Source organism: Moorena sp. SIO1G6 (assembly GCF_010672795.1).
Lineage (GTDB): Bacteria > Cyanobacteriota > Cyanobacteriia > Cyanobacteriales > Coleofasciculaceae > Moorena > Moorena producens.
The window spans coordinates 1-24,121 of sequence record NZ_JAAHFZ010000082.1; the positions used below are offsets into that span (position 1 = coordinate 1).

Annotated in this window: 22 protein-coding genes and 1 pseudogene; 14 read left to right on the forward strand and 9 right to left on the reverse strand. The window is 44.6% G+C overall.

Annotated elements, in window-relative coordinates; translation table 11 throughout:
- A pseudogene (locus tag F6K63_RS33770) lies at positions 1–127 on the forward strand (IS4 family transposase); the annotation flags it as partial.
- Here the strand turns inward: F6K63_RS33770 and F6K63_RS33775 are convergent.
- Entirely contained in the window at positions 97–318 is a 222-nt protein-coding gene (locus F6K63_RS33775; RefSeq protein WP_287314566.1) for a hypothetical protein, read from the reverse strand. The pseudogene F6K63_RS33770 and the gene F6K63_RS33775 sit on opposite strands and share 31 nt — an antisense overlap.
- 478 nt (positions 319–796) lie before the next feature.
- On the opposite strand from F6K63_RS33775, the gene F6K63_RS33780 reads away from it, so the two are divergent.
- The 7 genes from F6K63_RS33780 to F6K63_RS33810 all read left to right on the forward strand — a co-directional run bounded on the left by F6K63_RS33780 (position 797) and on the right by F6K63_RS33810 (position 3,575).
- Positions 797–1,153 carry a type II toxin-antitoxin system RelE/ParE family toxin gene (locus F6K63_RS33780; RefSeq protein WP_287314560.1) on the forward strand — a complete coding sequence of 119 codons (357 nt, stop codon included), beginning with the start codon at positions 797–799 and terminating at the stop codon, positions 1,151–1,153.
- Positions 1,146–1,448, forward strand: a complete 303-nt coding sequence (locus tag F6K63_RS33785; RefSeq protein ID WP_071103385.1) for a helix-turn-helix domain-containing protein — start codon at positions 1,146–1,148, stop codon at positions 1,446–1,448. Before F6K63_RS33780 ends, F6K63_RS33785 begins: the two co-directional genes overlap by 8 nt.
- A gap of 193 nt (positions 1,449–1,641) precedes the next feature.
- Entirely contained in the window at positions 1,642–1,980 is a 339-nt protein-coding gene (locus tag F6K63_RS33790; RefSeq protein ID WP_287314562.1) for a XisI protein, read from the forward strand.
- Between the two features lie 105 nt (positions 1,981–2,085).
- A complete protein-coding gene (locus F6K63_RS33795; RefSeq protein WP_287314563.1) occupies positions 2,086–2,412 on the forward strand; it encodes a type II toxin-antitoxin system Phd/YefM family antitoxin in 327 nt (108 codons plus the stop codon).
- A 214-nt stretch (positions 2,413–2,626) separates the two neighbouring features.
- The gene (locus F6K63_RS33800; RefSeq protein WP_008178181.1) at positions 2,627–2,863 is read left to right on the forward strand and encodes a hypothetical protein; all 237 of its coding nucleotides are present in this window, start codon (positions 2,627–2,629) and stop codon (positions 2,861–2,863) included.
- The gene (locus F6K63_RS33805; RefSeq protein ID WP_287314564.1) at positions 2,853–3,230 is read left to right on the forward strand and encodes a type II toxin-antitoxin system VapC family toxin; all 378 of its coding nucleotides are present in this window, start codon (positions 2,853–2,855) and stop codon (positions 3,228–3,230) included. The genes F6K63_RS33800 and F6K63_RS33805 overlap by 11 nt, the downstream gene beginning before the upstream one ends.
- Positions 3,231–3,293: 63 nt before the next feature.
- On the forward strand, positions 3,294–3,575 hold the full coding sequence (locus tag F6K63_RS33810) for a type II toxin-antitoxin system HicB family antitoxin (RefSeq protein WP_287314565.1): 282 nt from the start codon (positions 3,294–3,296) through the stop codon (positions 3,573–3,575).
- A 32-nt stretch (positions 3,576–3,607) separates the two neighbouring features.
- Here F6K63_RS33810 and F6K63_RS33815 read toward each other — a convergent pair whose 3' ends face one another.
- On the reverse strand, positions 3,608–4,213 hold the full coding sequence (locus F6K63_RS33815) for a Uma2 family endonuclease (protein ID WP_008178184.1): 606 nt from the start codon (positions 4,211–4,213) through the stop codon (positions 3,608–3,610).
- Positions 4,214–4,614: 401 nt separating this feature from the next.
- Here F6K63_RS33815 and F6K63_RS33820 point away from each other — a divergent pair, with 401 nt between their 5' ends.
- Positions 4,615–6,684: a prolyl oligopeptidase family serine peptidase gene (locus F6K63_RS33820; protein ID WP_071103381.1), complete on the forward strand. Its 2,070-nt coding sequence runs from the start codon at positions 4,615–4,617 to the stop codon at positions 6,682–6,684.
- 177 nt (positions 6,685–6,861) lie between these two features.
- Positions 6,862–7,986 (forward strand): hypothetical protein, encoded by a 1,125-nt coding sequence (locus F6K63_RS33825; protein WP_071103380.1) that lies wholly within the window; start codon positions 6,862–6,864, stop codon positions 7,984–7,986.
- 338 nt (positions 7,987–8,324) lie between these two features.
- On the opposite strand, the gene F6K63_RS33830 is transcribed toward F6K63_RS33825, so the two are convergent.
- The 3 genes from F6K63_RS33830 to fabG all read right to left on the reverse strand — a co-directional run bounded on the left by F6K63_RS33830 (position 8,325) and on the right by fabG (position 11,902).
- Positions 8,325–8,939: a hypothetical protein gene (locus F6K63_RS33830; protein ID WP_071103379.1), complete on the reverse strand. Its 615-nt coding sequence runs from the start codon at positions 8,937–8,939 to the stop codon at positions 8,325–8,327.
- A 395-nt stretch (positions 8,940–9,334) separates the two neighbouring features.
- Positions 9,335–11,005 carry a chaperonin GroEL gene (groL, locus tag F6K63_RS33835; RefSeq protein WP_008178217.1) on the reverse strand — a complete coding sequence of 557 codons (1,671 nt, stop codon included), beginning with the start codon at positions 11,003–11,005 and terminating at the stop codon, positions 9,335–9,337.
- 120 nt (positions 11,006–11,125) lie between these two features.
- Positions 11,126–11,902: a 3-oxoacyl-[acyl-carrier-protein] reductase gene (gene fabG / locus F6K63_RS33840; RefSeq protein ID WP_008178219.1), complete on the reverse strand. Its 777-nt coding sequence runs from the start codon at positions 11,900–11,902 to the stop codon at positions 11,126–11,128.
- Positions 11,903–12,054: 152 nt separating this feature from the next.
- On the opposite strand from fabG, the gene trxA reads away from it, so the two are divergent.
- Positions 12,055–12,372 (forward strand): thioredoxin, encoded by a 318-nt coding sequence (trxA, locus tag F6K63_RS33845; RefSeq protein WP_008178221.1) that lies wholly within the window; start codon positions 12,055–12,057, stop codon positions 12,370–12,372.
- A gap of 186 nt (positions 12,373–12,558) precedes the next feature.
- Here the strand turns inward: trxA and psb29 are convergent, their stop codons facing one another.
- The 4 genes from psb29 to hemF form a co-directional block, all read right to left on the reverse strand.
- Positions 12,559–13,332 carry a photosystem II biogenesis protein Psp29 gene (gene psb29, locus F6K63_RS33850; RefSeq protein ID WP_287267039.1) on the reverse strand — a complete coding sequence of 258 codons (774 nt, stop codon included), beginning with the start codon at positions 13,330–13,332 and terminating at the stop codon, positions 12,559–12,561.
- Positions 13,333–13,773: 441 nt separating this feature from the next.
- Complete coding sequence (locus tag F6K63_RS33855; RefSeq protein ID WP_008178225.1) at positions 13,774–14,142, reverse strand: STAS domain-containing protein; 369 nt, start codon at positions 14,140–14,142, stop codon at positions 13,774–13,776.
- Between the two features lie 823 nt (positions 14,143–14,965).
- Positions 14,966–15,205: a hypothetical protein gene (locus F6K63_RS33860; protein WP_287267040.1), complete on the reverse strand. Its 240-nt coding sequence runs from the start codon at positions 15,203–15,205 to the stop codon at positions 14,966–14,968.
- A 40-nt stretch (positions 15,206–15,245) separates the two neighbouring features.
- Complete coding sequence (hemF, locus tag F6K63_RS33865) at positions 15,246–16,280, reverse strand: oxygen-dependent coproporphyrinogen oxidase (RefSeq protein WP_287267041.1); 1,035 nt, start codon at positions 16,278–16,280, stop codon at positions 15,246–15,248.
- Between the two features lie 427 nt (positions 16,281–16,707).
- Between hemF and F6K63_RS33870 the strand changes: the two genes are divergently transcribed.
- The 3 genes from F6K63_RS33870 (at position 16,708) to F6K63_RS33880 (ending at position 23,984) form a co-directional block, all read left to right on the forward strand.
- Positions 16,708–17,190 (forward strand): SRPBCC family protein, encoded by a 483-nt coding sequence (locus F6K63_RS33870; RefSeq protein ID WP_008178230.1) that lies wholly within the window; start codon positions 16,708–16,710, stop codon positions 17,188–17,190.
- A 979-nt stretch (positions 17,191–18,169) separates the two neighbouring features.
- Entirely contained in the window at positions 18,170–18,307 is a 138-nt protein-coding gene (locus F6K63_RS33875; protein WP_154659648.1) for a hypothetical protein, read from the forward strand.
- Between the two features lie 283 nt (positions 18,308–18,590).
- The gene (locus F6K63_RS33880) at positions 18,591–23,984 is read left to right on the forward strand and encodes an SDR family oxidoreductase (protein WP_008178235.1); all 5,394 of its coding nucleotides are present in this window, start codon (positions 18,591–18,593) and stop codon (positions 23,982–23,984) included.
- Positions 23,985–24,121: the final 137 nt, after the last annotated feature.

The window sequence follows — 24,121 nt, forward strand, 5'->3', positions numbered from 1 at the left end:
ATAAATGTTGGGGATTAGTTGAAAATTTGATGCATTTAAGTCGTCATAAGCTCGATCATTATTTACGAGGTATGAGAGCTATGAAGCTTATACAGTCTACTTTTTAGCTCTCATGTCGCCCCCCCAGAGACAATCCTCAAAGCTCAATGCTTCTTCGTCTAGGAAGTTGGAAATTGCCATTTCAATGGTAGCTTCCAGGGAACATTCCAATTCACTAGACTTTTCATTGAGTGCAACTTTGATGTAGTCAGGCAAATACTTGACAAGCTGAGCGATCGCTTCTGGGGAAAGGTGTTGGGTAGTGAAGGTTTGATTCATAAGACTAGGGTTGGTTAAACCAGTTGTCATTTTTATATTTATCTTTATCCTAGTCTTTCTTAGTATACTATTCCTTGGTTCAGTAACGCCCATTTACGGCATTGCTTAATAATGGAATGATTTGAAGAGTTTTTAGGTGCGCTTGACCCATTAAGAATTTAATTCGCGTGATTGTCGCAGCTGTGGAATGGGCATCAGGCGTGGAATGGGCATCTTGCCCGTTTCATTAAGGGCTAGGGCTTTGCGATCGCACTAAGATAATCAATACTCGATTTGATCGATTGACCAGCATTTTCAAGGACTCTTACCGATCAGCATAAATCTGTAATTGGGATAGAAATCATACCAATTCGCGATCGCTAATTCCCCTCCATTCCGAAAAAGCGATGCTCCAAAAGAGCCGCTAAAAGCGAACGCACTTTCTTCTGGTGTTGTCTTTTTATGCCAAATAAGGTATACTGTTTGGTGAGGTAAGGTAATGACAGATAAAGTAATTTACTGGGTTGGCTCTTCTAGAGAAGAATTATCGGATCTTCCCTTGGAAGCACGGCGGAAGGCTGGTTTTCAATTGAGAGCTATCCAAAGGGGTCAAAAACCTACAGATTATAAGCCGATGCCCACAATTGGCAAGGGAGTTGAAGAGATTCGCATTTGGACCGGAGAAGCCTATCGGAATTTATATGTCGCTAGATTTGAAGAGGCAATTTATGTGCTTCATGTTTTCCAGAAAAAAACACAGAAGACCTCCAAAGGAGATATTCAACTAGGACAGAAGCGTTATCAGGAGATGGTTCAGTTTAGAAAGGAACAAAAGGATAAACATAAAAATGACTGATGAAAAAACCGTTAATGTCGTGTTAGGGGACGACAATGTATTTAAAGATTTGGGATTTGAGGCACAAGAAGCAATGAATCTCAAGGTAAGAGCGGATCTGATATTAGATTTGCGTTCCTATATTCAGGAGCGGGGATGGACTCAAAATGAAGCAGCAGAGTTTTTGGGAGAAACCCAACCGAGGATTAGTAATTTAATGAATGGTGAAATTAGTCGATTCAGTGTGGATAAGTTGATTAATTTGCTAGGAAAAATAGGGATGGAAGTGAAGGTAGAAGTCTTCCCGAAAGTTTGATAGTTGTAAGCTATCAGCTATCAGCGTGTCGCGTATCAGCGTGTCGCGTATCAGCGTGTCGCGTATCAGCGTGTCGCGTATCAGACATCAGCTTAAGCGCTACGCGCACGCTTCGCGAACAGCTATCAGACATCAGCTTTCAGCTAAAGGCTGACGGCTGACGGCTTAATGCTTACAGTAAGGTAATTGAGCAATGGATAGATTAAAGCATTATCGGGAAATTGTCCAGGAAGTTTTAAGAGACTATCATCATATCAATCAAAAATCTGGTTCTACCACTGAAAGTGCTTTAGGGTTTGATCAGGTACAGGATCAGTATCTTTTGCTACTGATGGGTTGCTGGAAAGATGAACGGATTAAGAGTGTGATGATTCATATCCGTTTGAAGGATGACAAGATTTGGATTGAGGAAGATTGGACTGAGGATGGGGTGGCGACAGATTTGTTACAGAAGGGGATACCACGAGAAGAGATTGTTTTAGCATTTCATCCACCCCATCTGAGACAATATACTGAATTTGCAATCGCGTAGGTCACGGGGGGTGCGATTGACCGTAGGTCACGCTACGCGAACGGATTAGACAAAACAGTTTCAAGCTATTAACATAAAATTATCAAATAATTTATTAAAAATATCATGTTTAGTCTGCGTGACATCCATCCACTCTCAGAATTCCAACGGGGCGCTAAAGCCTTTATCGCAAGGCTCAAAGAAACAAAAACACCAATGGTTCTGACTGTTAATGGCAAAGCTGCTGCAGTTGTTCAAGATGCTGAAAGCTATCAGCATCTTCTCGATCGGATGGAATTGCTTGAGTCTATTGCAGGCATCAGAAAGAGTATTGAGGAGTTTGAGCAAGGACAAGGTATTCCGTTAAAGCAAGCATTTCAGCGTGTTCGCCGTGGTTCTCAACAGAGGCTCGAAAGTATAGATCAACTTTTAGGTGATGATCCAGAAATCTAAACCACTTTTATTAAGCTATTGAATCGAGTGAGTGCTGCCTTCGAGATCCGAGCAACTACCAAGGTCGAAATTTCTGAAGTAACGCACTATAAAAGATCGGCGATTAGCGGAAAGGGCTAGGGATTTGCGATGCTCCAAAAGAGCGGCTAAAAGCGAACGCACTATGCTAATAGACCAGCAATCGCGCTAAGATAAGCTAAGGTAAGGTCCACTAATGCTACTGCCAATGGAAGTTCTAAAACTGACCACTAAGACTGATGAATCGGGTTGTTTGAATCTTAATATTCCAACCCAGTTAAGGGCAGTTGAGGTTAACGTTGTCCTTGTTTTAGATCCAGTTTCATCAGTTGATAAGCAGGAATTAAACTATGATTTTTCAGATTTGGTGGGGCGATTAACCTTTGGGGGAGATGCGGTAGCAATGCAAAGGAATCTAAGGGATGAGTGGTAATCGCTATTTTCTGGATACGAATGCAATTGTGGCTCTACTGCAAGGAAATGCTAAAGTAATTCAATTATTACAAAATGCTGACTGGATCTGGATTTCAGTCATTAGCCAAATTGAGTTTCTGGCTTTTTCTGGGCTAGCCGAAAGCGACCGCCAACTTTTTAAACAGTTTCTTCATCGAGTAGAGGTGATCGGTTTAGTGTCGATTGACACTGGGTTGATTGAGAAAATTATCGAAATTCGCCAGCAATATAGGTTGAAATTGCCCGATGCTATAATTGCAGCGATGGCTATACAAAATTATGCCAGTTTGGTGACAGCTGATCAAGAATTTGCCAAGGTAACGGTTTTAAGAGTAATTAATTGGTAGCGATCGCCCTATAGTCATGATTAGCATGGGTTAAGCGCTTGTTTGCTCAAGATTTAGACTATAATGAGTCGAGAATTTAATGTAATTATCGAGCGCGATGCTGATGGCTACTTTGTAGCTTATGTTCCCACTCTTAAAGGGTGTCATACCCAAGGAAAATCTTTAGATGAATTGATGGAGCGTATTCGAGAAGCAATTGGCCGTAGGCCACGCTACGCGAACACCCTTTGTTTTAAATTTGAAGAAAATGTAGAAGATTCCCTTCACTTCGTTATATCGTTATCCTTTTGCATCTTGCCTTTTTCGTCAATAAGTGTGTTTAGAACCCAGATACAAAAGCGCTGATAGCTGATAACTGATAGCTGAATGCTTACTCCTCAATCCCAGATCTGATCCATCTGGAGCACAAACCCAGGTAAAACTGGCTCACCACTCACCGTCGCTGGATTATCCAGCTGTTCAACTTCCGCCCCAAGACGATATACATAAACTTGGCGCTGATCTGGGTCAATCAGCCAACCGAGCAAAGTCCCATTTGACCTATACTCTGCCATTTTGTCTTGCAAGTTTTGCAGGCGATCACTCCCAGAACGTAGCTCAATCACAAAATCAGGGCATAGGGGTACAAACTTCTTTCGTTGTTCTTTAGTTAGGGATTCCCACCTCTCAAGCTTGACCCAAGCAACATCAGGAGAACGATTTGCTCCATTGGGAAGTATAAAGCCAGTAGAAGAATCAAAACCTTTCCCTGTACCATCTTGGCATACCCAAATGCCAAACTGAACAATCAAATCAAAATTGCGACTGCCAGTTTCCCCTCCTGTAGGAGTCATAATAATCAGCCTTCCATCTTGCTCCCGTTCGATTCGTAACTCCCGATTGAGCTGACAAAAAGCAAAGAATTCCTCATCACTCATATCAAAAGCCGGACGAGTCTTGAGCTCTAAGGGCGTTGCTAGTTGTGGTGTGATCGATCCAGTCATAATTATCAGGCGCGATTTGCCTTCCGCAACCCTACCGCAAGCACACAGTGATTCTATTTTAGAGCTTATTGCTTTACCTCGGCATTAGCCCATTGTCGATGCCAATAATTGATTGTAAGTATTAACCTATCAGCGTGTTGCGTATCAGCTAATGCGCTACGCGCACGCTACGCGAAAAGCTTTTGAATAGAACAGGTAAGCATTGGAATAATGCTGAGTTACGTCAGCACCTCAAGTAGTGTGAGCTAAAAGCTGAAGGCTGAAGGCTGACGGCTGACGGCTGAATGCTTACCAAGAGTTTAGATCAATTCGCGATCAGCTCCATAGCTGCCCATGTCATCCAACCTCGACCCAAAGAATAGAAACGTTAAACTAGAAACGCTGCTTTCCCATCTGCGACCATGCCATCTACCAGTCAACCCCTGAACTATCCCAAAAGCCGCAAAGCCGACCAAGTCGATGATTACCACGGTACTCTAGTTGCTGACCCTTACCGCTGGCTAGAAGACCCAGATTCAGAGGAAACAAAGGCTTGGGTAGAAGCACAGAATCAAGTCACCTTTGGTTATCTCAGCGAAATACCAACCAGGGAAACACTTAAGCAGCGCATCACCAAGCTATGGAATTACGAGAAATATAGCACTCCCTTTAAAAAAGGCGATCGCTACTTCTATTTCAAAAACGATGGTCTCCAGAACCAAAGTGTTCTCTACACCTTGACCTCCCTGGATGCTGAACCAACCCTATTACTTGACCCCAACACCCTTTCAGAAGACGGTACCGTTGCCCTATCAGGTTTAGCCTTTAGTAAAGATGGCAAGCTGCTCGCCTATGGTCTGTCTAGGTCTGGTTCGGACTGGCAAGAGTGGCAAGTGCGGGAGGTGGAAACCGGTCTTGACCTCTCGGATCAGATTAAGTGGGTGAAGTTTTCTGGGGCATCTTGGACTGACGACCATCAAGGCTTCTTCTATAGCCGCTTCGATGAACCCAATGAAGCCACTAAATTAGAAGACCTGAATTATTATCAAAAGCTCTATTACCATAAGCTGGGAACACCCCAGTCAGAGGATAGTCTGATTTATGAGCGCCCTGACCAGAAAGAATGGGGCTTTAGTGGTCGAGTCACTGAAGATGGTAATTATCTGATTATTATAGTTACCCTCGGTACTGACCCAAAGAATCTGGTGTTTTATAAAAATTTGCAAGACCCAGATTCCCCGGTTGTGGAACTCATTAACGAATTTGATGCCAGCTATAGCTTCATCGGCAATGATCAATCAGTATTTTGGTTCCGCACAGACTTAGATGCCCCTCGCAGTCGAGTCATTGCCATAGATACTAATCATCCTGATCAGGCACAGTGGCAAGAAGTAATTCCCCAAGCCGATGAAACCCTAGAAGGTGTAAGCTTACTCAACAACCAATTTGTGGCGGATTACCTCAAAGATGCTCACTCCTCCATCAAAATTTTTGACCTAGATGGTTCCTTTGTGCGGGAAGTGGAATTACCTGGTATTGGTTCGGTTGGTGGTTTCAATGGGTTACGTTATGATACTGAAACCTTCTACAGCTATACCAGCTTCACCACCCCTGCAACCATCTATCGCTACGACATGGTAAGTGGGGAAAGTACCATTTTCCGGCAGCCCCAGGTAGACTTTAATCCCGATGACTACGAGACCAAACAAGTTTTCTACCCTAGCAAAGATGGCACCCAAGTGCCTATGTTTATCACCCACAAGAAGGGATTGGAGTTAGATGGCAATAACCCCAGTTACCTCTATGGCTACGGCGGCTTTAATATCTCCATAACCCCCAATTTCTCCATTAGCAATCTGGTATGGATGGAAATGGGAGGTGTTTATGCTGTTGCCAATCTCCGTGGTGGCGGTGAGTATGGGGAAGATTGGCACCAATCTGGTACAAAACTCAACAAGCAAAATGTATTTGATGATTTCATAGCAGCGGCGGAGTGCCTAATTGGTGCTCAGTACACTTCAGCTAAGAAACTTGCGATCGCAGGCGGTAGCAATGGGGGATTATTGGTCGGTGCTTGCATGACTCAGCGTCCAGACTTATTCCGTGCAGCCCTACCAGCCGTGGGAGTACTAGATATGTTGCGCTTCCATAAATTTACTATTGGTTGGGCCTGGTGTTCCGATTTCGGTTCCCCAGATCACCCAGAGGAATTTAAAGCCCTTTACGCCTATTCCCCATTACACAATCTCAAATCAGGAACCGCTTACCCTGCTACCCTGATTACCACCGCTGACCATGATGACCGGGTTGTCCCTGCCCATAGTTTCAAATTTGCCGCAGCCTTGCAGGAGGCCCATGAAGGGGAACAACCAGTGTTAATTCGGATTGAGACCAAAGCAGGACATGGTGCAGGGAAGCCCACCAGTAAGATAATTGAAGAGATTGCTGATAAGTGGGCCTTCTTACTCAGAACCCTAGAGGTAGAGGTTTAGAGAGTAAACAGACCATAACTTGCCTAGGATTTTCAGGCTAGGATCTAGGACACAATTCACGATATCATATAGGGATCGGTGTAGGAATTGTGATAATTTTTTTCCTCTGTTCCCTGTTCCCTGTTCCCTGTTCCCTGTTCCCTTTGCTGTTCTTTTTAACAAGATTGCTGGTCAATCATGGACTTATCTGCTATTTTAAACGTTGCCCTTGGCTTATTTTTTGTCTACCTGATCACCAGTCTGTTAGCCTCTGAAATCCAAGAATATCTCGCTAGCGTTTTACAATGGCGGACTAAACACTTACAGAGGGCTATCGAAAATTTAATTAATGGTGGGATTCAGTTACAAAATATAACCCTGAAAGATGTGGTCGATGAGTCAGATGAAGAATCAGTTAACGTAACCGTTGATCAGATTAACAATTTAAAAAAGACCAAACGGCTTTTAAAAAAACTCTATCAAAATCCGTTGCTTAAATCAGTTAATCACGAAGCCAAAAGCCTAGATAACGAAAATCAATTAAAGTCAAAATCCAACTCAACGGTTAGTGGACCTTCCTATATTCCATCAGATACCTTTGCCACCGCTTTAATCATGATCATTGTTCAGCAGGCATCAACCTTCAAAAATAATGCCGAGATTACTCTGGACAATTTTAAAACAGCCCTTGAAGAAGATAAGATAAAAAATTTACTTCCTGAAGACTTAAAGATAACTCTTTTAACCCTGATTGATAAAGCCAAATTTGAATACTCTGACCGGAACAAAGACCTTAAAAAACTCCAGGAAGAACTGGCGACATGGTTTGACGAATCCATGGCACGAGCTGCCGGGGTATACAAGCGTCAGTCTAAAGCCATATCTTTTTTAATTGGATTAGTGATTTCCCTAGCCTTGAATATCGATACCATCAATATCAGCAATCAATTCTATAAAAACCACAGTGTAAGAGCTGCTGCCAATCAAGTCACTAATAGGATTGTTAATGAAACTAGTGCCTGTTTACAGCAAGAATCAAACAATAATGACTGTTATGATAGTATAACCTCAGCTGTAGATGACCTAGCCTTCCTTCCCATTGGCTGGGGAGAAACTAATCTTGTAGAGCAGTTTGAAGAACCACTACACCTTCCCAGAGAGCTGGGTTTGACTTGGGTTTACTTCAAATTCGTTGTAGGGATTATTTTGAGTGCGATCGCAATCTGTATGGGAGCCCCCTTTTGGTTTGAAGTACTAAATAAGTTAGTCAACGTTCGTAATACTGGAGACAAACCAAAATCTTCGCGCATAGACTCCCAGTAAGCATTCAGCCGTCAGCCATCAGCCGTCAGTGGTCAGCCGTCAGCCGTCAGCCGTCAGCCGTCAGCCGTCAGCCGTCAGCCGTCAGCCGTCAGCCGTCAGCCCTTGGCTTTTGGCCACGCTACTGTTCGCGTAGCGTGCGCGTAGCGCATTAGCTGATACGCGACACGCGCTATAGCTTACGACTGCCCACTGCTATTCCTGATTATGATAGCAATTTCCATCCTAATGAGGAACACAGGATTTTTTACCTGTTCCCTGTTCCCTGTTCCCTGTTCCCTGTTCCCTGTTCCCTAAAACCAGGTACTCTGTACCTCACCAAATTGAAAAACGCTATACTCCTATTGAGGTTGCAAGGCAAGAACTATAGCCTGAGTCCAGTGTAACTTGATAGGTGTAAACCTACATGGTAAGTAGAACGAACGGCTATTTCCAGTATTTGGTTCAAAGAAATTAAATAATAATTGGAGATTAAATTTGCCACCATTTTTAATCGCCTTCTTCAAGTCTTTTACTGGAAACAACGCATTTTTAATATTTTCATCACTAAGCTTAAATTCGCAATTTTGACCAGGACGAATTTTCCCAACATCTTGGCTTTTGGGAGCCTCTTCCATATCATCAGAATTTACCCAAATCATGGGTCGGGAATTATTTTCCAAGTCAGTTATCAGACTCTTGTCCCAGTCTATTTCAATATAAACAGGATTCTCGTTGGATTTATTTTTAACACTCAGTTTAAGATCCTTTAAGTCATCCAATTTATAGCTAGGATCGAAGCCAAAGTTGACTTCCATGAAATCCTTAAGATTGTTCTTTTCCAGTTCCTGATTGATAGCATCAGAGTCTACCTTAACCGTTATGAGTTGGTCTATTTCCTGGAAGGCTTTGTACAAAACGTAAGTAACGCCGATTATATAAATCGTCAGGATTAGCAAGTTTTGGTCGTTATCCATTTATAGTAAACCTCTGCAAAAGACTAGTTTAAGGTTTTACTCAGATCTTGCACCAAGTTAAAATTTACCTGTCAAGCTAGGGAACAGGAATCCCCCCTAACCCCCCTTAGTAAGGGAAGGGAACAGTGATAAGATTTGAATCTATCAGTACTGAAATTGATTGTTATCACTTCCATTATTAAGTTTTTTTGTACTGGCGCAAAATCTCAGTTTTATTTGTTAATGGGATGTCTGAATAATGATTGTTAGATTATATCCCATAAATGAGTTTACTCAAGATTGATTCAGGCCATTACTAATGACGAATCAAAAAGCAGCTTGTCCCTGAGGACAGGCTGCTTCAAGGCTTTATTATAGCAAAGCAATGGACTAGATCATGGCACTACATGATGACACTACATCATGCCCATGCCGCCCATGCCGCCCATGCCACCCATGCCGCCCATGCCGCCCATGCCGCCCATGTCGGGAGCAGGAGCAGCAGATTTAGGTTCAGGTTTCTCTACCACCAGGGCTTCTGTGGTCAAGACCATACCAGCGATAGACGCAGCATTCTGTAGGGATGAGCGTACTACCTTAGCAGGGTCAATAATACCTGCAACAATCAAGTCTTCAATTGTGTCAGTAGCAGCATTATAGCCAACGTTACCAGTACTCTCCCGTACTTTCTCTACAATGACGGAACCTTCAACACCAGCATTATCCGCCATCTGAGCCAGGGGAGCTTCTAATGACTTGGCTACAATCCTTCCACCAACTTTCTCTTCTTCCTCTAGGTCGTTTGTCAGTGCAGGAATTTTTTCTATTAAGCGAATCAAGGTTGTACCACCACCAGGAACAATCCCTTCATCTACCGCAGCTTTAGTAGCGTTGAGGGCATCTTCAATCCGCAGCTTGCGGTCTTTGAGTTCTGTTTCAGTAGCCGCACCAACCTTAATGACTGCTACACCACCGGCCAGTTTAGCAATCCGTTCTTGCAGTTTCTCCTTATCGTATTCAGAGTCAGTTTCTGCTAGCTGGCGGCGGATTTGCTCAACTCGCTTTTCTACATCTGCCTTAGTTTGACCACCAGCTACTATGGTAGTAGTGTCTTTGTCAATGCTAACTTTGGTAGCATTTCCCAGCATATCTAGGGAGACAGTATCCAGGCTCAAACCAACGTCTTCGGATATTACCTGACCACCGGTCAAAACTGCAATATCCTGTAACATTTGCTTGCGGCGATCGCCAAATCCCGGTGCCTTGACCGCAGCGGCATTCAACACACCCCTGGCCTTATTCACCACCAGAGTTGCCAAGGCTTCTCCATCTAGATCTTCGGAAATAATCAGCAAGGGTTTGCTGTCACGAGCCACTTTTTCCAGAATCGGTACCAAATCCTGGATAACACTAATCTTTTTATCGGTAATCAGGATGTAGGGGTTTTCAAATTCCACTGTCATCCGTTCGTTATCGGTCACGAAGTAAGGGGAAATATAACCGCGATCGATCTGCATCCCTTCCACTACCTCTAATTCGGTGGAGAGGGATTTGGATTCTTCAACGGTGATCACACCATCTTTGGTGACCTTTTCCATGGCTTGGGCAATCATGTCACCCACTTCTTGATCGTTACCAGCGGAGACTGTAGCAACTTGAGCGATCCCAGTTCCCTGAACCGGCTGTGCCATGGCCTCAATCTCTTTGACCAGCTCGGCAACAGTTTTCTCGATTCCTCGGCGCACAGCTACAGGATTTGCCCCAGCTGCCACATTCTTAAGACCTTCCCGAATCATGGCCTGAGCCAGAATGGTAGCTGTGGTAGTGCCATCCCCAGCAACGTCTTTAGTCTTGGATGCGACTTCTTGAATCAGTCTAGCGCCAGTATTTTCTAATGGGTCTTCCAGTTCAATATCTTTGGCAACGGTAATACCATCATTGACAATCTGGGGTGCCCCATACTGTTTTTCCAGAAGCACATTACGACCTTTTGGACCAAGGGTAATACGTACAGCATCAGCTAAGGCATTGACCCCCCGCTCCAATGAGCGTCTGGATTCTTCGTCAAACGAAACGATTTTTGCCATTGGTTATTTGAACTTGCTTTGTGTCTCCATTAGCAAATTTAGCACTCTTACACGAAGAGTGCTAATTCGTCTGACAATTTTCAACTTTCCGGAAGTTGAAACACAGACCTGCCGGGGGGTTCAAGCCATAACCATACCACCATCGACATTAAACACTTGTCCAGTGATATAGGCAGCAGCTAGATCAGCTGCCAAAAACCTCACCATCCCAGCTACTTCTTCTGGCTTACCGTAACGACCTAGAGGGATCTGCTCAATAATGGCTTCTGACTTAAGGTCACTGGTCATATCAGTGTCAATAAAACCGGGAGCTACGGCATTGACTGTAATGCCACGACTAGCAAACTCTTTGGCAACGGTTTTGGTCAAGGCAATCACACCAGCCTTGGCAGCACTGTAATTGGCTTGACCAGAGTTTCCCATCTGTCCTGACACTGAAGCAATATTGATAATCCGACCAGACTTTTGCTTTAGCATCAGTTTGCTCACTGCTTTGATACATAAAAATACTCCAGTCAGGTTCAGATCAATTACTGCCTGCCAATCTGAGGGTTTCATGCGCAATAACAAGTTGTCGCGGGTAATCCCAGCATTATTCACTAGCACGTCTATACGACCAAACTTTTCGAGAGTCCCTTTAACTAGGGCATCGACTTGTTCAGCTTGAGACACATCAGCCTGAAGTGCTAAGGCTTCACCCCCAGCATCAATGATAGCCCCTACGACCTGATCAGCTGCATTACTGGAACTGGCGTAGTTGACTACAACCTTTGCCCCTGACCCAGCTAAGGCCAGGGCCACAGCTCGACCAATTCCTCGCGAGGCACCGGTCACGATGGCAATGCGATCGCTTAATTGTTGCGAAGATGGTTGCCCAGATGTCTGTAATGTTTCCATAAACCTTGAATTGTTTTCTATCCTGCCTGATCTTGTGCTGTGGGCAGGACAGGTTTCCTCCAAAGTTAACTTTACCGGAATCTTTAGCTTAGTCCAGCTCCAATCATTTTGGACTAGAATCGAGCAGAAGGACTAGGAAAGGTTTCTTGCTCATGGCCGTTAAAAAGCAGTTCAAAACGTTCCAAGAATTATTATCTGGCTCAGATGTGCCGGTGTTGGTAGATTTCTATGCCACTTGGTGTGGGCCATGTCAGATGATGGCTCCTATCCTAGAACAGGTCAATGCTGAGCTGAAAGATCGTTTGAAAGTTGTAAAAATTGATACAGAAAAATACCCCCAGCTAGCTTCCCAGTATCAGATTGAGGCGTTACCAACCTTGGTACTGTTTAAAAACGGTCAGCCTCAACAACGGATAGAGGGGCTCAGACCAGCGGAAGACCTGATTCAACAATTACAAGCTTTGATTTAAGATCATTTGGGGTGAAATTGTCCTTGATACCCAGACTGAGATGATCAGCTGATCGCTGATCGCTGATCGCTGATCGCTTACCGACCTTGCCCTTTGACCTTTTTTACCAGGGTTATGGAATTAGCCCCCGTGATTTATCTGGGATTTATCCGGGGGATATCAGTCTGTTAGATCAAAAAAACCTAGCTAGGAAGATGGGGCTTCATCCTCAGAAGAATCCGAAGAGGAATCTGATTCTTCTGGGGCAGATGGGGTGGAATCGCTGCTAGGTGTCGCTGATTTTTCTTCTTTCTCTTTAGCACGCTCCTCCCGCTTTTTGCGATCAGCTTGAATGGCATCTTCTATCACTACCCGAGCCTGTGCCATTTTTTCCAGGTTGCTGCGGTACAACTCCAAGTCTTTTTGTAGCTTTTCCGAAGGAAGGTTTAATCCACTGCTAATGTTGTTAATTACTTCTTCGAGCTGCTTTTGGTCTTGAGCTAACTCCGAGTCCGTCTGCTCTAGTAGTGAAAATAAACCAATGGCAAACAATCTGCTGTACTTAAACTGAGAATTTTGTGCGATCGCAGCTATAGTGGTTGCCAAATCCCCACTCCCATTTTCAGAGGTTGGGGAACTTAACCAGGAGATCAAATCTTGCCCAGACATAGAATCTACGCTGGTTTTGAGCCGTTGGGCATCTTCCTGGTACTGCTGAGCTTCACCTCCGACTGCTTGACACAGAGCATTAAAAATTGATTCTTTATCATGTTCCGGTTGATAGCTCTGCATAAACCGGTCAAAGCATGTCACCACACCTAAGCCATAGATGGGGTCGTAGTTAAAATCCACATTAACCGACAGCAAATGCATCTCTACCATCAACTCTTCTACTACACGTCGGTAAATAGAGTTAATGGGACGAGTGTGATAGGTGTAGAAATCCCGTTTAGTATCCGAGACTGTGCGAACAGTATTCACAAGGCAGATCAGAATTGAAGCTTTATATTATTTTTATTATCTCCCATGAAGCACCTACCACCAAATCCAAGATGATGGTGGGGGTTTCCAGTTTCATCCGCTGATGCCAGATTGGTCTTAATCAACGTCCGGAGGTTTTGCTCTGTCGCACTTACTCCCGCAGTAGGATTTCAATGCTTTGTTCCCCTACTACCCTGGCCGCAACCCGCCTCCCGCAGGTCCTTTGATTTATTGGACTTCAACTTGCTGTGGACTTATTTTTACAAAGCTCAGCCAAGTTATTTTCCCGAGCTGCCGCTAGTAGCATTCAAGCCCTTTTCGTCGGTCGGGTCAATCAGCACCTTTGCTATTTTAACACGCTCTGATCACACATCTGTGCTAAAAGATTGACCGAAGCCAAACCAAGCTTAATCTCAAACCTAATGGGTCGCAGATGTCTATTCAGGTGACGATACTACTGGATAAACCATCTAAGGCTTCTTCCTCCGTTTCAAAAATTTCAAACACCGTGTCCATCATAGTGACTTCAAACACCAGCTTGGCGTCTGGATGAACAGAACAAATGCGAAAGCTGCCCTTAATTTTGTCAGCATCTCGCATGCCAGCCACTAAGGATGTCAAACCCGAACTATCAATAAAGTCAACCTGACTCAGATTAACCACTACATGCCTGCGCAGTTGGGAAATACACTCTTGCAATTTCAGACGAAAAGGCCAAGCTGTAGTGATGTCCAAGCGTCCAATCGGTTTCAAAACAATCACATTTGTACCATCTTCAGTAGTATGAGTTTTCTGATCGATATGAACCATCAGCACCTCCTACAAAAAAGCTCATCAAAGTTACTTATCATTCAGCAAAACTATAATAATAACCATCCTGGCCATGGACACATTGAATGTAGTGATGTAATTACACATGGTTTTGTGTTTACTCCCGTTGAGGCTAAAGTGTGCCTCCCTCGGCTATCAAGGCTTGTGCATGCTCCTTGTCGCAGCTACCGCTGATTGAAACCTTCCCAAATCTACTTATAAAGATTTGAGAGTGCGTCCCAAACGATTAGGACTATTGCCACCTGTAGTCCCTGACTGCTTCCCACCCGACTGGAAAAGCTCTGAAATTATTGTTAATTCATAGACCCTGACTAACAAATTAAGCGGGGAAGACTTTTCTTAAAGCAAGCCCTCTGTGATTGGGATCATGGAGGTTCTCACTGCAAGCTAGTTTAGCTTACAGTGATTGGTGAAATGTCAGGGAGCGTATCCAAATTTTTGCACAAATCTGGTCATAAGACCTGAAGATTAAGGGAATAATGGGGATGAATCCTGGATTTCTATTCTATGTTCCCCCAGCTATCAGCTATCAGCTATCAGCTATCAGCTATCAGCTATCAGCTATCAGCTATCAGCTTATGTGCTACGCACACGCGATCGCGTTCAGCTATCAGCTATCAGTCATTGGCCGTAGGCCACGCTAATTGAGGTGCTATCACCTTTTGAATCAAACCGGTAAGCATTGGTTTAATCTCTATTACGTCAGCTGAATGCTGATATCTGACTGCTGATAGCTGATAGCTGATAGTAAAACGACCAGGGAATTTCAACCAGCCCTACCAGCACCCCCGATGCTTATTTACTACCTACCGTTGATTAGCTGACTGCTGATACCTGACTGCTGATACCTGACTGCTGATACCTGACTGCTGATACCTGACTGCTGTTCGCGTTCGCGGAGCGTGGCCAAAGGCCAAGCGTGCCCGTAGCGCATAAGCTGACGGCTGATACCTGACTGCTGATACCTGACTGCTGATACCTGACTGCTGATACCTGACTGCTGATACCTGACTGCTGATAACTTACGACTGATAGCTGACATCGAACCATCCTAGTATTGCCATAAGTGATATGACAACAGTTTAAGCTGTCCAGTTCGCCCAGTCTTGAGGCTTGAGAAATGTCTCATAGAGTTCAGATTCTGGTGTATTCGGTTCAGGTTGGTAACCGTATTCCCAACGCACTAAGGGGGGTAAGGACATCAGGATGGATTCAGTACGCCCGTTAGTTTGCAGACCAAAAATTGTGCCTCGGTCATACACCAGGTTAAATTCTACATATCGACCCCGACGATAGAGTTGGAAGTTACGTTCTCTGTCTCCATAGTCCATATCGCGACGGCGCTCTACAATGGGTAGATAAGCTGGTAAAAATGCCTCAGAGCAGGTTGTGACAAATGCAAATAAATCTTCCCAACTGCGAGGCTCTAAATCCCCAAGCTTTTCACTGTAAGCTGCTGCGGGACCATCTGGATGGGGACCACGATAGAGTTTACCTGTGCCATCTTGATAGTCAAAAAATAAGCCTCCAACACCCCGCATTTCTTGACGGTGTTTCAGATAAAAATACTCATCGCACCAAGACTTGAACACTGGGTAATACTCAGGGTGATGAGCATCACAGGCTTCTTTCAATTGGCGGTGCAAATGGGCAGCATCTTCAGCAAAGGGATAGTAAGGGGTCAAATCGATTCCCCCACCAAACCACCAGACTGGTCCTGCCTCAAAGTAGCGATAATTCAGGTGAACCGTGGGGACATAGGGATTACGAGGATGCAATACTAGGGAGGTACCAGTAGCGAAAAAACCATGTCCAGCTGCCTCGGGGCGCTGTTTCAAAATTGAAGGTGGCAGCTGTTTGCCCCAAACTTCCGAAAAGTTAACCCCACCCTGTTCCAATACTGAACCATCGCGTATCACACGGGAACGACCACCACCCCCTTCGTCTCTGTCCCATTTATCTTCTCTGAAGGTGCCAATTCCGTCTACTTTTACTAGAGCATCACAAATCGTATCTTGCAGCTGTTGCATCAACTGCTTGACTCTCTCCCTAGAGTCGGCAGGAGGTAAAGAAGTGGTATTAGTGGTAGTTGTTGTGTCCGTCTGAAAAGCTGTCATAAACAATCCTAGTGAGTTTGGAAACCTTAGGTGCGCTTGACCCATTAAGAATTAAATTCGCCACGGGTCGCACCTCTGGTTCTTTAGGCTGGGGAGGAAAAACGAGCCGGGGTCTTTACTCCCCGTCCCCCGAATGGGGGTGGGAAGATGTGCAGTTCCTACCCATTCCTGGTTGAGCGCCTAGAAGCGCCTATGCAAACAAAACCTTAAGTTTGCCTTGCCAATGTTATTGGTTGGTAATTATTGGTTGGTAGTTATTGGTTGGTAGTTATTCGTTGCTACCATCCGCTCCCCTCAGGGTAAGCCCTGGGGGTCGGCATAACTTCCAGGCAGTTGAGATCATATCCTAAATAGAGAGGGATTTTTCAACCAAAGCCATTTGGGGAAGATCATAAATCTGCCTGAGCATAGCTGCGGGAGGCGTGTAGTGATTCTTAATTTTTCTTTCAAGTTAATTGCTGGTCACGAGGGGATTTGGTGTAAGTTTTCCCTCTTCAAGACCTATCGCGCCCTGAGTACTGCCCCAGTGGAAGTGCTCTGGCAAAAATTGATCAACTTAGCAGATGTGTCTTGGAATCCCCTGCTGTCAAGTACCAATGCTCCGAAAGGTTTAATGGCTAAACCTGGTTTAATTTATCAGGTAGTCACTCGCTTGATCCCAATTCCGGTCCGAATTTTTGTAGAGCGTGTCTTACCCGGTGAGCTACTCAGTATACGATTTCTGGCAATCCCTGGGGTTGAAAATCGGGTCACTTACCAGGTAGAGTCCACCCTTTGTGGTACCTATATTTCCTACTCAGTTACCCTAAAGGGCTGGTTATCACCCTTAATCTGGTGGATGATTCGCCCCTACGTGGCGCGGGTGGTATTTGAATTAGCCCAGGCGGCGGAGCAGGTCGGAGCAATCTAAACCTATAGCCCTTGACCGTTGGGAGAGGTAGACACCAACAATCCACCAGTGCCAAAGCTGGTCTACCCTCCTTACAAGGGTAGGTTTTTAAACATTGGGGCGACTAAGTACTCTCATTGCGTATAAATTAATAAAAATATGTATCAAAATACACAATTATTTCCGGGATAATTCTCCCCATTTCCCGCTTTTCCCGATTCCCTCGGTGCGCTTACAGTCGTCGAATTAAATTCGCCACGGGTCGCACCGCTCCCGATTCCCTCGGTGCGCTTACAGTCGTCGAATTAAATTCGCCACGGGTCGCACCGCTCCCGATTCCCTCGGTGCGCTTACAGTCGTCGAATTAAATTCGCCACGGGTCGCACCGCTCCCGACCCAAATGTAAAAAACCTACCCCTGTGAGGTTCCCCCTACTCGCGCTTTGCATCAAGACAGGGACAAGAGTTTCAGGTTTTTTGTCCTGATTTAATAAAAGGTCGTAATAGTACCACTTTAATAGAAGTTTATTGATCACTGACACACCTATCCGGACTTAATCGATAAATCTTGAAAATGTTAAAGTACGAGGCTCCTAGCAGAGCCTAACTTTAGGATAGGCTGTAGCAAAATGAGTAACGTTTTTCAGTATACCTGTGGTTATCTTTCGGATATTGATCATGTGATTCAACCTCAGGCTAAGAGCTATCAAAAAAGTGCCCTTACCACCCTTGACCTTGGGCTGCTCACTGAGACCAAACTGAGCCTACCAATAGGACTTACGCAGAAACCCCTTTTATTAAAGTAATTACAGCGATTTCAGCCTTTTAATTATAGCAGTTTTAATTCCTTGAAGTACTTTGCTTATCCTTTTAATGCAGAGGGCAGAAGGCATTTGGCAGCAATATAGCGCTACGCTTAGCGTCAGAAGTCAGAAGTCAGAAGTCATAAGTAAGCGATTACTTACGTTTCGGAGTTTAGGAGCGATGCAGAGGTGCGACCCGTGGCGAATTTCATTCTTAATGCGGAAAACGCACCATTACGGTCTTGGGAAGGCAGCGCGGTCTTGGGGGTCTCCCCCATGAGCGACTGCCGTGGTTTCCCCCATGAGCGACTGCATCAAGACAATGTCCTAATCTGAATGCGTAGTGCTATACAAGAATGTCTGAAAGGCAATCAGCGCCAATAAATACTGTACCTCATATATTTTATAAAGGCTATATTTTTAAACTTTTTAATGGCATTAATTTTAAATATAATTAGATAATTATGATTCTTAATTAATCCCATTTATCTACCATAATTTTCAAATTTTAATCACCATTTTTATTTTTTTAAATTAATTTAAATTAATATATTTAAATACATTATTAATCCGGAATTAAACCCATCGTCAAAAAAAAACTCAATAAAAGTATCGAAAAATGCAGCCATATATTACCAATTATATAGGACAAGATACCGATAACATTATAGAAAAGCCAATCCAAGACTATCTGCCACAACTATTGACCAAAATCGAATCGGCTTTGTTAGCAAATCCGTTAGTTGACGACTGTGTTGTCCTGGAGAGGAAAATTACAGAAGAAAAGAAAAAAATAGCCCTCAGAGACAATTGTAGTTTTTTGCCTATTATTGCCTATGTAGTCTCAGCTGGATCACCTTCATCAGAACAACTGCGATCGCTCCTGCAAGGGGTCGTGTCAGACACCATCTCAGACACTCTGCTATCTAGTGGTGAACCAAAATTTGGTGAACCAAAAGTCCCCCTAATTATTGTTCCGGTAACTACCTTGCCCCTAACTCCCACAGGTGAGATAGATCAACAAGCACTAGCTTCTGTAGAAATAATTGATACCGACTTAGTGCAGCAATGGGAAGAGCAGCTACAGTCATATAGTTATGGAGGGGCAGAAATCAAGGAAGTCGCCGTAGTTCTACAAGACTACACCCAGCCCGACACACCCCTACATCTATTAGACCTACTTCCAGCCTCCACCGAAACTAGTCCAAAGCCAGAATTATCAAAAGCCAAACCCCTACCGAGGGATTACTCCAAGGCATCTTCCGACGATTGCGTTCCCGTAGCAGCTCGTACCGAGCATCCCGTAGCGGCTCAGGGGGAGCATCGCTCAAATTCCACCCCATCAAAACCCGCCATCAGTCATGGTGAAGCGCTACAGTTACCAACAGATATCTCAACTCTCTCCCAAGCGCTACTAAAAACTGCAAGGGTTGCGCCGGAGCAAGGGATTATCTATCTCGACTCTGATAGTCAGGGAAATACTCACCAAAACTATCAATCTTACCCAGCTCTCCTCAAAGAAGCACAGCGGATTCTTGGTGGCTTAAGAAAACTAAATCTAAAGCCTCAAGACAAAGTAATCTTCCAATTTGACCAAAATCAAGACTTCATTCCAACCTTCTGGGCTTGTATTTTGGGCGGTTTTGTCCCAGTCCCGATTGCGATCGCACCGACCTATGAGTCATCTAACAGTACCGTCAATAAGCTGTGCAATGCCTGGAAAATGCTAGAGCAACCGGTCATCCTAACCAGTGATACCCTTGCTCCAGCAATCCGTGCTTTATGCTTTCGCGTAGCGGCTCCTACCGAGCATCCCTTGCCCAAAAAAGAAATTTTAATTGAAACCGTAGACAACTTCCGCTCATCTGAGCCTGACCTAAATTACTATCACAGCCAACCGGATGATTTAGCAATATTGTTACTGACCTCTGGAAGTACAGGAATGCCTAAAGGCGTCAGGTTGACCCATGCCAATTTAATTAATAATGTCGCCGCCAGTGCCCAGAGGAATAATCTGACCCAGGATGATATCTCCTTGAACTGGCTTAATTTAGACCATGTTGGCTCTCTGGTACGCTGTTGTATTCGGGATGTCTATGTCGGTAACCTGCAAATCCATGCTCCCGCTAAAGCTTTCTTGGAAAATCCCCTCAATTGGTTGGATTGGATTGAAAACTATCGGGTTACCTTGGCCTGGGCTCCTAATTTTGCCCTAGGTTTGATAAATCAGAAAATAAATCAGAAATCCGTTGCGAACAGCCACCGGAAATGGGATTTATCTTCCCTCAAATCTGTATTAAGTGTGGCTGAGCCGATTGTACCTCAAACTGCAAAGCGATTCTTGCAGTTGCTTTCTCCCCATGGGTTATCCGTCAATGTCATGCATTCAGCTTGGGGAATGTCTGAAACCTGTGCTGCTGTGGTATTTTCCCATCGGTACTTGTTGAATTTACCGTCGGATAACCAGTCTGTTAACCACTCTGTTGTAGAAGTTGGCAGACCTGTGCCTGGCTTTTCTGTGCGGATTGTGGATGCACTCGGACAAATAGTTGAAGAAGATACAGTGGGTCAGGTACAGATTTCTGGTCCGATGGTGAGTGATGGTTATTACCAGAATCCTGAGCTAAATCGAGAAGCCTTTACACCGGATGGATGGTTAAAAACGGGAGATAATGGTGTACTGCGTGACGGACGTCTCACGATTACCGGTCGAGAAAAAGATGTCATTATTATTAATGGTCTCAATCACTATAGTTATGAAATCGAAGCAGTGGTTGAGCAGGTAGAGGGGGTGATTCCCTCTTACACAGCAGCTTGCGGAATTCGACAACCAAGTAAAGATACTGACCAATTGGTCATTTTATTCCATACTGATTGGTCTGAGGATGACCAGTTAACCCCATTACTCCAGGACATCTCCACTGAGGTGGTTAGCAAACTAGGGGTGAGTCCGAGTTATCTTATTCCTCTACCAAAAGAGGCAATCCCCAAGAGTTCGATTGGGAAAATTTTGCGATCGCAACTCAAGGAGCAGTTTAAGGCTGGTGAATTTGACCCGATTCTCAAACAAGTTGATTGTCTTCTGGGTAATGAGAATACCCTTCCAGACTGGTTTTATCGTAAAGTTTGGCATCGAAAAGAAGCAGTAACCTTAGGTAGGACACCTACAAATGGTCGAACTCTGATATTTCTAGACTCCTTGGGATTAGGAGAAGTATTGTGCTCCAAGCTAGGTAAAGACCAATGTGTAGCAGTGGAACCCGGAGCCCCCGGAGCCGATTTTTTGCGACTTACAGGTGCCAAACTTACAGATGCCCAACTTACAGGCAACCGCTATTCTATTGACCCCACCAATCCTGATCACTATCAGCAATTACTGAAGTCGTTGGTGGAAACCGACCAACCCATCCCACAGATTCTCCATTTGTGGACCTATGACGAGTATCGGGGAGAAATTGAGTCATCCGAAGCACTAGAACAAGCTCAGAATCAGGGGACTTACAGTCTACTATTTTTAATTCAGGCTTTGGATGGTTTGAAGTCACAGTTGAATTCACCCTTGAGAATTCTCAATTCAGAAGTCCAGTTGACTGTGGTTTCTAGCTATACACAGCCTACCTCGCCCCAGGATGACATTGCCTATGAGAAAAGTCCGATTCTGGGTCTGATCAAAACCTGTCCGAGAGAACTGCCTTGGCTGAACTGTCGCCATATCGATATACCTGTGGATGACCACCACATTAATGGGTTTCATATCCTGCGGGAAATGGCTGTATGTCAGAAAGAGCGAGAAGTAGCATACCGCAATCGCAACCGTTTGGTGCCCTTACTCGAAAAAGCTGACCTACCCCAACTCGAAAAACAGGAATTGCCCTTTAAGCAAAAGGGAATGTATTTGATTAGTGGGGGTTTGGGAGGGATTGGAGTAGAAATTGCTAAATTTCTCCTAAACCACTATCAAGCTCCTCTGCTTTTAGTTGGTCGAACCCCCTTACCAGAGCCGAGTACCAAAGGAAACCATTTAAAGGATGGAAATGGGTTCGCACCTGCCGTCAGAGCCTATCAAAACCTAGAGCAACTGGCCGAGCAACTGGGAGGAGAGATACGCTACGAGGCCGTGGATATTTGTGATTTAGCTCAGTTGCAACAGGTGGTTGAACGAGCCCAGTCTGACTGGCAAGCAAACCTTCAAGGGGTCATTCATTTGGCTGGAATTGCCCCAGAACATTTTTTAGTAGAGGAAACCCGCAACAGTTTTGCTGCTACACTTCGTCCCAAGCTTTTAGGGTCGTGGGTACTGCATCAACTAATTAAAGATAAGCCAGACAGTGTTTTTATCAGCCTTTCTTCCGTGCTAGCCTTCTTTGGGGGAGCGACAATTGGTGCTTATGCTGCCGCTAATAATTTTCTAGAGTGCTTCTGCTACTACCAGCGGCACAAGACCTTGGTGCGCAGCTACTGCTATGGCTCAAGCACATGGGTTGAGACCACCCTCAATCGGAGTAAACAGATTAGGGAGTCCCGTCGTGCCTTAGGTCAGTACGGAATTTTCAACCAACAGGGAATCAATTCTATTCTCGCTGGGCTGCACCACGACCAACACTCCCTGATTTTGGGTTTGGATGGCAGCAATCCCTATGTTAGACGATACACCCAACAGCCACCATACCATCGGCAGCGGGTATCGGTATATTTCACGGCGGTTACAGAACTATCTGTTGCTCAGTTGCAGAGGTTAGAGGCATTCGTTCCCTTTGGAACCTCTATCACCCCTAAGTTTAAGCAACTCCAAGCTATGCCCCTAACTCCCGCAGGTGAAATCGACCGAGAGCAGTTGATTTCACCAAGCAAAGACACTGAAAACGTCTTGCCAGTAACTGATATAGAGCGTCAACTGGCTAGCATTTGGCAGAAGGTGTTGGGAGTTTCCCAGATTGGCATCGATGACAACTTCTTCGGGTTAGGAGGAAATTCCCTCCTAGCTGTGCAGCTATCTGGTGAGATTGAGAAGACCTTCGGCAAACAACTGCCCCTAGCTGCTCTATTCCAAGCACCAACCATCAAGCAACTCGCTCACCTTCTGTGCCAGTCAGAATGGTCATCCTCTTGGTTTTCCCTAGTGCCCATTCAACCTAGTGGTTCCAAGCCAGTTCTGTTTGCGATTCACATCCTTGGGGAAGGGTTGATATACTACCGCGATTTGGTACGTTATCTTGGTTGGGACTATCCAGTTTATGGACTAAGTTATGGACTAGCAGCGGCTACTAACGCCAACAACATCAATACCAAACCGGGTATAGGTAATGGACTCAAGGAGTTAGCCGCTCACTACATTGAAGAAATGCGAAGGTTTCAACCCGAAGGGCCTTATTTTCTACAAGGGGTATCCCTCGGAGGTCAAATCGCCTTTGAAATGGCTAAGCAGCTTGATGCTCAAGGTCAGACTGTAGCAATTGTTGCCTTGTTTGATAGCTATGCTATTGGTTATCAGTGGAAGCCCTACGAAAATACCACTGTCTTACAACGGTACACTTTATTTTGGATACAAAAACTACAAACTTATTGGAATAACCTTTGGAGACTTGAACCTGACAAAAGGCGAGCTTACTTGTCTGAGAGAATCAGAGCGTTTGTCAGACATTATAAATCTGGAGCATACAAACGGCAATTCCAGTGGTTTGCTAAAAAGTCTAACTTATCTACCGAACCTGGTTTAGCAAACCCTAATTTGGTTGATGCCATCTCAGATATCCAAAATGTTAACTACGAGACTCAAGCATCTGAGCTGTCATCAGTCTACCCAGGGAAAATAACTCTCTTTCGAGCTAAACAGCAACCTCCAGGACATTACCATGATCCTCTTAATGGTTGGGATGGTATGGCAGCTTCTGGCATTGAAGTTCACCATATTCCTGGTGATCATATCTCAATGATGCTAGAACCCAATGTCCGGGTTTTGGCTGAAAAATTGAAAGCTTGTTTAGCTGTCCGGCAAAATTCATCCCACACCTAATGCGTAGCATTAGGTGTGGGATGAATTTTGCACAGGGTATTATAAAATTGCTATAATATATGTACTGATAAACAAAGCCGTTCGCGTAGCGTGGCCTACGGCCTTAAATGCTGGGCAAGTCAGCCACTTACGTGCCT